Here is a 12,073-nt window from a genome sequence, read left to right on the forward strand (position 1 = left end):
CGTTGGTCTTTTTTGGCGGATACGCCGTCAGTTGCGCCGCTCGACGATATACCGGGCCAGCTCGCGCAAGGGCTCGGCTGCCGCGTCAAACGGTCGCAGGGCGTGCAGGGCCTGATCGCGCAGTTCCAAGGCATAGGCCTTGGCGGCGTCGAGACCGAGCAGGGCCGGGTAGGTCGGTTTGTCACGGGCAATGTCGGCGCCCTGGCGTTTACCGAGGGTTTCGGTATCGCTTTCGACGTCGAGGATGTCGTCCTGCACCTGAAAGGCCAGGCCGATAGCCTGTGCATAAGTCTGCAGGGCCTTGAGTTCGTCCTTCTCGGCGCGGCCGCTGGCCAGAGCACCGAGTTTGACGCTGACCTCGATCAGCGCGCCGGTCTTGTGCCGGTGCATCTGTTCAAGGGCTTTCTGATCGAGTTTCAGGCCAACCGAACCGAGGTCGATGGCTTGACCGCCGACCATGCCTGCCGGGCCCGCAGCCTGGGCCAGCGCAGTGACCATTTGCAGGCGGATGTCGCTGCTGCTATCGCTCAGGCGCGGGTCGAGCAGGGCGCTGAAGGCCAGGCTCTGCAAACCGTCACCGGCAAGAATCGCGCAGGCTTCATCGAATTTCTTGTGCGTGGTCGGCTGACCACGACGCAGATCGTCGTCATCCATCGCCGGCAAATCGTCGTGCACCAGCGAATAAGCGTGGATCAGCTCGACCGCGCAGGCGGCGCCGTTGGCTTGCTCGGCTTTACCGCCGAGCGCTTCGCACGCGGCGTAGGCCAGCAGCGGACGCACGCGTTTGCCGCCGTTCATCACGCTGTAGTGCATGGCTTGGTAAAGCCGCGCCAACTCCGGCAACGGCGCGTTGAACAGGGTTTCCAGAGCGGCGTTGACCCGGGTCTGGCTGGTCGCCGTGTACGCCGCAATCATTCTGGCTGTTCCGCGTCGAAGGGTTCCTCGGCGAGTTCGCCATCGCGCTCCAGCAGCACTTGCACCTTCTGCTCGGCTTGCGCCAGCGCTGCCTGGCAATCACGGGTCAGACCGATGCCCTGCTCGAAAGCGGTCAGCGAGTCTTCCAGCGACAATTCACCGTTCTCCAGACGCTCGACCAGTGTTTGCAGGTCGGCGAGGGACTGTTCGAAATCCAGTGCAGCTTTTTTGCGGGCCATGGCGGCGATTTCCGGTTGACGTTAAACCGGCGCGACACTAGCAGATAGGGGGTTTATGGGCAAATGAGCGGGGTGGCCTGAAAGGGCAAAAATGACTTTGTGGCGGTTGGGTTTAACGCGCAGCTCTGTCCGGATAATTGATCTGGTAGCGCGTGCTACGGCCACCTCCCGGCAAGCGTTGCAGGCAACCTTTCTCCAGCAACTGCGCAAGATGTCGGGTCGCCGTGGCCTTCGACACTTTCGCCACCGCTTGATATTGCCCGGCGCTGATACCGTGCTCAAAACCCCGCTCACCGCCGTCGAGCAGGCGGTTAAGCACTTTGACCTGCTCCGCCGAAAGTTCGGACTCGCGGTGTGCCTGCCAGAAACGCGTCTTGCCCAGCACGCTTTCAATCCGGGTGATGGCTTGTTGCAGACTGCGTAGCAAGGTTTGCAGGAACCAAGTGAGCCACTCGGTGATATCCAGCGTGGCTTTCTGGCTCGACTCCAGAATCCGATAGTAGCCGGAACGATCATCCAGAATGCTCGCCGACATGGCGTAGAAACGGATGGCTTGCGCTTCGCCCTGTGCCAGCGCCAGATCAGTGATGGTGCGGGTGAGGCGACCGTTGCCATCGTCAAACGGATGCAAAGTGACAAACCAGAAATGGGCGATGCCCGCGCGTAGCATAGGGTCCAGTGCTGTCTGATGCTGGCTGGCCTCGAACCATTGGAGAAACTGGTCGAGCTGCTGCTCAAGACCTTTGCGAGGTGGCGCCTCAAAATGAACCGTCGGACGATCAATGCGACCCGATACCACCTGCATTGGCTCGTCACCGCGTAGAGCACCCACATGCATTGAGCGCGCAGTAAGGTCTGCCTCTTGATCGGGAAACAGCCATTGGTGCCATTCCAGCAAGCGTTCCAGCGTCAACGGTTCGGCAAATCGACGGGTGGCATCAAGCATGAGCTGCGCCAGACCTTCACTGCGTTGGCTGACGTTATCGCCGTCAATCAACTCCAGGCCCAATCGTCGCGCCAGCGACGACCGTACGGAGCCAACATTCAGTTGCTCACCTTCGATGGCCGAAGACGTCACGATATTCTGCAGAAGGGCATCCAGTTCGGTCTGAGCCGCCAAGGAGTCTCCTACTGAACCGGCCATACCCATCAACTGACCTTGTGCCTGTACACACTCGCGCAACAACGGTGTCAGGCGTTCTGCCTGCCAGTTGAAGTCGGGCCAATCGGGCTGCTGCCAGATCCAGTGAGTTGCCATTCGTTGCCTGCCTTGAGTCCGTGAGCCGAATAGAAAAGCTATTCGGCTCATTTTGTGAGCCGAATATGACGCCTATTCGGCTCACCGTCCACCGGGTTGGCTTGATTCCTACAGCAAAAGCACATGTATCCGATTGTTAAAAAACCGCCAAATGGCTAATCTTCGCGCCTTCTACGACCCCATAGTCACGGGTCTTTCAGACGAAACGCAGTTTTACCGCTGTGAAGTACCGAGGATCGGGTGCAAGGTTTCGTTCAGGCATGGCAGGAGGCATTACATGCGGTCATTGATTTTGCTGCTGATCAGTCTGGCCTTCGCGCCCGGGCTGCGGGCCGCGCCGAGTGCTGAACTGTCCGAACCGGTCGGTGGCTGGCGCTATCACGGCTTGCTCGATCGTACGGAAAACCCGCAAGTCGCCTATCCCACGCCGCCGATCGATCGCGGCATCCAGCGCAATCGCACGATGATCCAGGGCCAGCTCAAGGCCATCGGACACATGCGTCCGCCGCACAGTCTCGCCGTAAATGGCAATCCCCTGAATCTGTACACCGACGACCAAGGCCGTTTCGCCCGGCCGTACGCGTTCGGCGCCGGCTCCAACAGCGTCGAGGTGATCAGCGCCGAAGGCCAGTCGCTCAAGCGTGTGCAATTTTATGAAGCAAACAATTTGCGCACGCCGGCGCGGATTCGTCTTGTCTTGGGATGGGACGATCCGAAAGCCGAACTCGATCTGCACATTGTCACGCCCGACGGTCAGCATGCGTTCTGGGCACAACCGGCGCTGAGCAATGGCGGCGGCCTCGACCCGGATGGTGTCGATGGCCCCGGCCCGGAAATGTTCACCATGACCGCGCCGCTGCACGGCACCTATCTGGTTTACGTCAACTATTGGGGCAACTTCGGCAACGGCGGCTATAACTTCGAGGAGACCAGCAACCAGAACGAGGTGATCACCTCGCAAATCACGCTGGTGCTCAACGAAAACACCGTCGACGAAAAACGCGAAACGTTCATCGTGCCCCTGCGGGCGATCGGTGATCTGCTGCTGGTCAAGACTTTCAACTATTAAGTAAGCATTCCGCCACGGATGAAATCCTGAGCTTTGGGAAATGAGCGAGAAGATGAGCGATAACACTGTTACTCCGGCCGCCGACGTGCCCGTGGCCAAACCTTCGCGGCGCTGGCCCTTGCTGCTGGCCGGGTTGTGCCTGGTGGCTGGCGTGGCGGGTGGTTTTGGCTGGCTGCTGCTCAAGCCCAAGGCACCGCCAGCGGAGTTGGCCGGTGACAAGCTCGGCCTGAGCCGTCCGGACGCGTTGCTGGAAACCCGCTCGCTGAGCCAGTTGCCAAAAGACCTGCTGACCGTGCCGTTCCTCAAGGCCACGCTCACCGAAGATTTCGTCTTCTATTACGAGACCCATGCTGATCGCCTCGGCTTGATCGGCAGTCTGCGCCGGATCATCTACGAGCATGATCTGAAGTTGCAGGACAGCCTGATCGAGCAGCTTTTCGATCAGCCGGCCGATGTCGCACTGTGGCGCGGGGCGGATGGTCGCTTGAGAGATTTCCTGCTGGTGATGGATCGCGGTGGGCTGGCGAAACTGCTTGAGCCATTGGCAAAGGTTGCGCTGGATGACACGCAACTCAGCCAGATGGGCGAACTCAAAGTCGGCGGCGATAGCGTGCCGCTGTACCAACTGAGCTACAACGCCAGCAAAGCCCTGCTGTTCGCCTCCCACGGCGACAAACTGGTGGTGCTGTCGAACCCGGCCAAGTACTACGACCCGGAAAGTGGCGTCTCCGAAGAATCGGGGCACGTCTCGCCACAGGCGCTGGCGGCGTTGCTCAATGGCGAAAAACTGTTCCCCGAAGCGTTCGGTCTGCCGGCGAAAACCGCGGAAACCAAGCAGCGTCTGTCGGTCAATTCCAGCGTCCTCGCCATGGGTTATCAGCGCTTCATCCCGAACTTCGCCGGGCTGCGCTTCGATATGGACGACAAGGGCTGGCACAGCTACCTGGCCATGGACGAGCTGGAAAACCAGCCCGACTTCGATTTCAAACCGGTCTGGCAAGCGATGCCGTTGGGTGCGAGTGCCTGCGTGACCTTGCCGGTGGCTGCTGAACCGCAGAAACCGCTGTTGGTTAAACTCGGCGCCGAAGAAACTGTAGCGCAGACCCTCACTGAACACGTGGCCGGCGCGGCAGGCCTGTGCTGGTATGCCGATTCGCGTTTGTACACGCCGTTGCTGGTGGCCAGCCTGAAAGACGAGGACAGCAGCAAGCTCGACGGCGACCTCGGCAAACTGTTTGGCTCGATGGTCGGTGCGTTCGAGGCCAATGTCGACGAGAACGTCTTCCCGGTAGTTGAAAAGCAGGAAGGCCAGAACCACGTCTGGGAGCGTCAGGTCAGTTCCAATTTCGGCCCGTACGCGGCGAAGACTGCCGAGAATCCGGACGCGATTTCCGGCAAGTCGTTCATGAAAGTCAGCCTCGCCCGTCACGGCTCGACGCTGCTGTTTTCCCTCGACGACAAACTGGTCGACAAGGCCCTAGGCACCCTCGACAAACGCTTCCCGCCGATGGCCGACGTGCTGCCCAAAGATGTGCTGATGCCGATCTATTTCGGTCCGGATTCGATGGCGCAACTGATGCAGCAGGAAACCCTCGATAGCCTGCCGCAGGACATGGAGCCGGTGTTCTATAACGCCGCGCAAACCTACCTGATTCCGAAACTGCGCACCCTCGGTGGCTATGGCAAATATGCCCTGACCTTGCCCGAAGGCAGCGAGCCTGATGGCCACTGGCAGTGGTTGCCGCTGGAATGGAAAGCGCTGTGACGACACTGATCCGCAGCCTCGGCCTGCTCGCGCTGTTACTCAGCGCGGGCGCCCGCGCCGTTGAAGCGACGGCACTGGATCCGGCGCAGTCCCAAGTGTTTCGCGCCTGGTTCGTGCGTATTGCCCAAGAGCAACTGAGCCAAGGCCCGAGTCCGCGCTGGTATCAGCAGGACTGTGCCGGACTGGTGCGTTTTGCCGCCAACGAGGCGCTGAAAGTCCACGACGACAAATGGCTGCGCAGCAATGGCCTGTCCAATCGTTATCTGCCGCCGGAACTGTCGCTCAGCGATGAGCAGCGCAAGCTCGCCCAGCAATGGCAGCAGGGCGGCGGGAAGGTCGGGCCGTACGTCAACGCGATCAAACTGATTCAGTTCAACAGCCATCTGGTCAGCCGCGATGTGTCGCAGGCGCGGCCCGGTGACTTGATGTTTTTCGATCAGGGCGACGACCAGCACCTGATGATCTGGATGGGCCGCTACATCGCCTATCACACCGGCACTACCACCCCGACTGACAACGGCATGCGTTCGGCAAGCCTGCAGCAACTCATGACATGGAAGGACACCCGATGGATACCCGACGCAGCCAACCCCAACTTCATCGGCGTCTATCGACTGAACTTTCTCTCCCAATGACCGGTGCCCGCATGTTGCGACTCTGCTCCCGAATTCCATTGCTGCTGGCGCTGTTGCTGCCACTGGCCACCGTCAACGCTGAAGATTCGGTCGAGCCGAGCAACTACGCGCCGGTCTCGGGCGAAAGCTTTTTCCTGCTGGCCGATAGCAGCTTCGCTGCCGATGAACAGGCGATGGTGCGCCTCGAAGCACCGGGTCGTGACTATCGTCGTTTCCGCATGGAACCGTACGGCGGCGCCGACATTCGCGTGTACCGTATCGACAAGCCGCTGGACTTCCTCAAGCGCCAGAAGAACCTGCATCGGGTGGTCAGCGACGGCCAGTTCAAGGGCGAAGGCCTGTCCAACACCCTCGCGTATCTGTGGGACAACTGGTACCGCAAATCCCGGCGGGTGATGCAGCGTGCGTTCTCTTATGAATCGCGCAAACAGGTCACCGAAGAAGTGCCGGAACTGAAGATGGGCAACGCCATCGCCGCACCGACGCCGTACGATGCGCAACCGCAATTTGCGCTGATCCCGGGCCTGCCGGTGGTCAGCCAGTTCCGTTATCCGCTGTGGCAGGCCAAGCCGATTCAGCCGCCGGAAGGGGTGAATCTGGCGGGATCATCCAGTGATTTCGTTAGCGTCGCGCCGGGCAACGTTTATATCCCGTTGGGCAATCTGAAACCGGGTCTGTATCTGGTCGAAGCGCTGATCGGCAAGTACCGCGCGACCACCATGGTGTTCGTCTCCAACACGGTTGCGGTGAGCAAGATTGCCGGCGATGAATTGCTGGTCTGGGCGGCACGCAAACACGAAGGCAGTTCGGTGTCGAAGGTCAATGTGCTGTGGACTGACGGCCTCGGCGTGATGAGCAGCGGCGCCACCGATACCGATGGTTTGCTGCGCCTGAAACACGTCAGCCCGGAGCGTTCGTTCGTCATCGGCGAGGACGAAGAGGGCGGCGTATTCGTCTCCGAGAACTTCTATTACGACAGCGAAATCTACGACACCAAACTGTATGCCTTCACCGACCGTCCGCTGTATCGTCCGGGTGATTGGGTGTCGCTGAAGATCGTTGGTCGCGAGTTCAAGAATGCGCGGGACTCGGTGTTGCCGGGCGCTGCAGATGTCACGGTCAGCGTGCTCGATGCCACCGGCACCGAGTTGCAGCACCTCGATTTGAAACTCGATTCGAAGGCCGGTACTCAAGGCCGCTTCCAGTTGCCGGACAACGCGGTGGCGGGCGGTTACGAGATTCGGTTCAACTATAAGGATCAGGCCTACAGCAGCGCCTTCCGTGTGGCGGAATACATCAAGCCGCACTTCGAAATCTCGCTGAATCTGGCCAAGCAGGATTACCGCACCGGCGAACCGGTCAAAGGCAGTCTGGTGTTGCTCTACCCGGACGGCAAACCGGTGGCCAACGCCAAGCTGACCCTGAGCCTGCGCGCCCAGCAACTGTCGATGGTCGATAACGAACTGCAATACCTCGGGCAATTCCCGGTGGAGCTGACCAGCACCGAACTGACCACCGACAGCAAGGGCAACGCGACCCTCGACCTGCCGGCCGCCGACAAACCGAGCCGCTACATGCTCACCGTGTTCGCCAGCGATGGCGCGGCGTATCGGGTCAAGACCACCAAGGAAATCCTTATCGACCGTGGCGCGGCGAGTTTCCGTCTGAGCGCGCCGCAACGCTTCAGCGCGGTCGGTGACAAAGTCGCGTTCAGCTACGCCAACGAGGGCGGCACCGAGCAAAGCAAAGCGGTGACGCCGAGCACGTATGGCTGGGTGCGTCTGGAAGACCAGAGCACCGGCGAAGGCAAACTCGCCGCGACGGACAAGGGCTTCAGTCTGGCGTTTGATCGTCCCGGCACTTACAACCTGACGCTCAAGGATCAACACGGGCGTGTCCTCGGGGCAACCGGGCATTCGGTCACTGGCGAGGGTGTCAAAGCGGTGCCGGGCACTGTAGAAATCGTCCTCGATAAACCTGAGTACAAGGCCGGTGATGAAGCGCTGGCACTGATCACGTTCCCGGAACCGGTCAGCGATGCGTTGCTGTCGCTGGAACGCGACAAGGTCGAAGCCACCGCGCTACTGGCCAAGGGCGGCGACTGGTTGAAACTGGAAAAACTCAGCGACACCCAATACCGCGCACGCATCCCGGTGAAGGACAACTTTGCGCCGAACCTGACCTTCTCCGTGCTCTACACCAAGGGCGGTCAGTACAGCTTCCAGAACGCCGGGATCAAAGTGGTCGCGCCGCAAATCGACGTAGCGATCAGCACTGATAAAGCGGTGTATCTGCCGGGCGACACGGTCACGGTTGATCTGACCACACAGTTCGCCGGCAAAGCGGTTCCGGCACATCTGACGGTCAGCGTCGTCGACGAAATGGTCTACGCGCTGCAACCGGAAGTCGCGCCAACCATCGACCAGTTCTTCTACCACCCGCGCCGCAACAACGTGCGCACCAGTGCGAGCCTGTCGTTCATCAGTTACGACGTCGCGTTGCCGGGCAGCCCTGGCGCGCCGGGCAAAGCCAACCGCAGTGAGCGCGGAGTTAAAGTGCTGGAGCGACCGCGTCGGGAAGACGTTGATACCGCTGCGTGGCAACCGGAGTTGTTGACCGGTGCCGACGGCAAAACCCGTTTCACCTTCAAAATGCCGGACTCTTTGACCCGCTGGCGCATCACTGCTCGTGCCATCGCCGATGACGGTCAGGTCGGGCAGAAGAAGCAGTTCGTTCGCTCGGAAAAACCGCTGTACCTGAAGTGGAGCGGCCCGAGTAAATTCCGCAAGGGCGATCAGCCGCAACTCGGCGTGTTCGCCTTCAGTCAGGCCGAGAAACCGGTCAAGGCTGAACTGGTGACGCACTACGCTGGCGCCGAACAACGCCTGCCGGTGACCTTGAACAATGGCATCAATTACCTGCCGCTGCCGGCGTTCGCCCTGGCTTCCGGCGAGTGGACGGCGGAGTTGGTGCAGGACGGCAAAACCGCCGACTCGCTCGCCGTGCGCCTGAGTGCGACGGGTGACGGCTGGCAAGTGACGCAGACGCAAAGTCTCGATGTCGCCAGCGGTGATACCGCGCTGAGTCTGCCGGCAGATGCCACGGATATTCGCCTGCGTCTGGATGACAGTCCGCAAGCGCTGTTCCGTTCGGCACTCGATGATCTGCTCAGCTATCCATACGGCGGCGTCGAGCAGACGGCCAGTCGTTTGCTGCCGCTGAGCATCGCTTATCCGTCGCTGGCGTCGAATCCGCAGATCCGCGATCGCTTGCGTCTGATCATGCAGAACAGCCGTCTGCGTCTGGTGCAAATGGCCGGGCCATCGGCAAGTTTTACCTGGTGGGGTTACGACGGTGAGCCGGATGCGTTCCTCACTGCTTACGCCTACTACGCCGACTGGAATGCCAGCCAAGTGTTGGAGCTGACCTTGCCGCCGGAGCACTGGCAGCGGGTGCTGGAGGTTTACGCCAAGCAGGCGCCGAACACGCCGTTGCTGCAACGGGCGCTGATTCTTTCGTTTGCCAGGCAGATGCATTTGCCGGTGAACACGTTGCTCAGCGGTTTGGTGGAGGATCTGGCCAAGGCCGGCGAAGGCAATGCTGAAACCATGCTCGACGATGGTGAAGACAGTCTGGTGATGAGTGATCCGGATTCGGCGCTCGGTCTGGCGGCGGCGCGGGTGCTGACCGCTTCGTTGGCCACGCAGTCGAAAGTGGCCTTGCCGGAAACGTTCAATCGTCAGGTGACTGCTGCGCAACAGCGTCTGGCGGTCAGTTCGCAGCCGTTTGCCGAAGCCTTGAACCTGTCGCTGCAACCGTTCGATCAGGCGCGTGCGGAAGCGCTGCTGCAACGTCTGCTGCCGCAACAATCGACCTTGGAGCGTGCGTTGGCGCTGACCTGGCTGCAACGCAGCATCACTCAGGCTTCGCCAACCATCGCGCTGGCGCCGGGTGAAGGCTGGAAGAAAAACTACGGTACAACCGGTGAGATGTACTGGACTTGGCAAGGCGCCACTCCGGTACCGAGCGTGCTGACAGTATCCGGCACGCAAGAGCGTCCACTGCGCGCGGCGTTGAGTTTCCAGACCCAGCAACCGCCAGTCGATCCGATGGCCGTGACCATCACCCGTCGCCTGTCGCGACTGGTGCCGGGCGACGAAGCGTTCACCTTCAAGCTGGAGCCGGTCGGCACCAAGCCGTTGTCCAGCGACAGTCTGTATCTGGACGAAGTGATCCTCACCAGCAAAGCGCCGAAACCGCTGCGCTACGGCATGCTCGAAGTGCCGCTGCCACCGGGCGCTGATGTCGAGCGCACGACGTGGGGCATCAAGTTGCAGGGCAAGGACGGCACCGAGCCGACCGCGCTGGAGAAGGCGCGCTTCGAACCGGGTCAACTGGCGTACGCGGTGCCGGTCGATGCGCTGAGCGGCGAATTGCGCCTGCGCCATCTGGTGCGCTTCTCGCAGAAGGGCCAGTTCAACCTGCCGCCGGTGCGCTTCAAGCAAGTTTACGCGCCGCAGCATCAGGCCCAGGAAGCGAAAGCTGCCCTCGGTCAGGTCACGGTCAACTGACATGAGCCGGCCGCTGCTGTGGCTGCTGATATGTATGTTTCCTGCGCTGGCAACGGCGCAGGATGAGCCGCTGCGCGTGGCCTACAAGGGCGAGTTGTTGTCGCTGAATCAGACACAACTGATCGCTCGTGAACCGTTGCCGTCATCGCTGGATACGCCGCTGGGCAGTCTGTGGAAGTTGTTTGTCTACGCGTGGCTGGTGGACAGCGGCGCGCGGGAAGCGGCCTATGAATGTCGCGGACAGTCGAAGGAAGAGGTTTATTGCTGCTCGGCGGGCGGCAGGATCGAGCGTGATCAGGCGCTGGTGAAATCCTGTGGGTTGTATTTCGAGCCTGCGCGATTGGGGATTTCGGCGGCTGATTGGCGAACCTATTGGCAGGCGCGGCAAGCACCGTCGTGGTTGCTGGATTTGCCATCGGTGCAACCGGCTCAACGGGTTTCCGTGGTTGAACTGCTGAAGGTCCTGGCCTCGTTGCCAGCACAGGATCAGGCGCGGCGGGTGTTGCTCGATGTGGTGCTGAATGCGGCGGACGGCAATGTCGTCGGTGAACTGGGCGGGCGCCTGCGGGTGAAAACCTGGAGCTGGCTCGGCGATCAGGACCCGCACTCGCGGCAGGGTGGATTCGCTGGCTGGACGGCGGATGGTTCGCCGATCTGGGCGGGCGGACGTGGCACCAGCCAGATGGTCTTGCGCCATTACGGCCAGGCGTTGGCGACCGTTTTGCCAGCGGCATGGCCGGCGGAAGCGGGGCGTTGTGTTGAAGTCGGGTTGTTCTCGCGTTATCCGGTTACGCGGGTTCTGACTGGCGAGCGGGTGGTGACTTCCGGCCCGTTGCAAGGCGATTACCGCGTCGAATTCGCCAACGGCAACGCGCTGGATATCCACAGCGACGGCGAACTGTTTCTGCTCAACGACAAACTCGTCGCAAGGCTTGATCGCGAGGAATACGTCGCCCGCGTCCTTGAGCGCGAAGCCAAACCCGAACCCGCCGAAGCGGCGAAGGCGTTGGCCGTAGCGATCCGCACGTATCTGCTGCAAAACGCTACACGTAACGGCGACTGCCTGAGCATCGACGACAGCAGCAACCGCCAGCGCGTCGCGCCACGCCCGGCCTCTGCTGAATCGCGCAACATCGCCGCATGGACGGCAGATCTGGTTTTGGCTGGTAGCACCGTCACCTATCACTCCGATCAACCCGGCCCGGACAAACTCGCCTGGCAACAAGCCGTCGAGCAAGCCAATGCCGGTCAGCGTTACGACGCGATTCTGCTGCACGCCTATCCGCGCGCCAGCCTCAGCCGTTGGGACAACCCGGTTGCATCCTGCGAAGCATTGCCCGCCGCCCAAGACTGGCTGCAGAAACAGCGACGCGGCTGGCGTCCGAAGCTGGAAAGCGAAACAGGCTACAACGAAGTCAGCACATTCGCCGTGTGCAAACTCGCCTTCGGCCGGCCCTTCGTCGATCGCGAGCGCCAACGTATTTACGTGCGTGGCGTACTGACCCTGCAGGATCGCCTCGACCTGACCCACGAATATCTGCACCTGGCCTTTGAAGCACATCCCAGCGGCCAGGATGAAACCTACATCGAAGGGCTCGCCCGTCACCTTTTGCTGGAATAG

8 protein-coding genes are annotated in these 12,073 nt (G+C 61.1%); 5 read left to right on the forward strand and 3 right to left on the reverse strand.

The window, feature by feature from the left end:
- Positions 1-27: 27 nt before the first annotated feature.
- From ispA to L8H52_RS09935, 3 genes are all read right to left on the reverse strand, one after another.
- Positions 28-915, reverse strand: coding sequence for a (2E,6E)-farnesyl diphosphate synthase (gene ispA / locus L8H52_RS09925; RefSeq protein WP_242206902.1), 888 nt, complete (start codon positions 913-915; stop codon positions 28-30).
- Positions 912-1,154, reverse strand: a complete 243-nt coding sequence (locus L8H52_RS09930; RefSeq protein ID WP_003228627.1) for an exodeoxyribonuclease VII small subunit — start codon at positions 1,152-1,154, stop codon at positions 912-914. Before L8H52_RS09930 ends, ispA begins: the two co-directional genes overlap by 4 nt.
- 112 nt (positions 1,155-1,266) lie before the next feature.
- Positions 1,267-2,412 carry a Fic family protein gene (locus L8H52_RS09935; RefSeq protein WP_242206903.1) on the reverse strand — a complete coding sequence of 382 codons (1,146 nt, stop codon included), beginning with the start codon at positions 2,410-2,412 and terminating at the stop codon, positions 1,267-1,269.
- A 277-nt stretch (positions 2,413-2,689) separates the two neighbouring features.
- Between L8H52_RS09935 and L8H52_RS09940 the strand changes: the two genes are divergently transcribed.
- The 5 genes from L8H52_RS09940 to L8H52_RS09960 are packed head-to-tail and all read left to right on the forward strand — an operon-like array spanning position 2,690 to position 12,073.
- Complete coding sequence (locus L8H52_RS09940) at positions 2,690-3,481, forward strand: DUF2135 domain-containing protein (RefSeq protein WP_242206904.1); 792 nt, start codon at positions 2,690-2,692, stop codon at positions 3,479-3,481.
- A 52-nt stretch (positions 3,482-3,533) separates the two neighbouring features.
- Complete coding sequence (locus L8H52_RS09945) at positions 3,534-5,246, forward strand: DUF2138 domain-containing protein (protein ID WP_242206905.1); 1,713 nt, start codon at positions 3,534-3,536, stop codon at positions 5,244-5,246.
- Positions 5,231-5,881: a DUF1175 family protein gene (locus L8H52_RS09950; RefSeq protein WP_242206906.1), complete on the forward strand. Its 651-nt coding sequence runs from the start codon at positions 5,231-5,233 to the stop codon at positions 5,879-5,881. Before L8H52_RS09945 ends, L8H52_RS09950 begins: the two co-directional genes overlap by 16 nt.
- Positions 5,878-10,452, forward strand: coding sequence for an alpha-2-macroglobulin (locus L8H52_RS09955; protein ID WP_242206907.1), 4,575 nt, complete (start codon positions 5,878-5,880; stop codon positions 10,450-10,452). The genes L8H52_RS09950 and L8H52_RS09955 overlap by 4 nt, the downstream gene beginning before the upstream one ends.
- Position 10,453: 1 nt before the next feature.
- Positions 10,454-12,073 (forward strand): DUF2300 domain-containing protein, encoded by a 1,620-nt coding sequence (locus L8H52_RS09960; protein WP_242206908.1) that lies wholly within the window; start codon positions 10,454-10,456, stop codon positions 12,071-12,073.

Source organism: Pseudomonas sp. CROZ-RG-20F-R04-15 (genome assembly GCF_022662375.1).
Lineage (GTDB): Bacteria > Pseudomonadota > Gammaproteobacteria > Pseudomonadales > Pseudomonadaceae > Aquipseudomonas.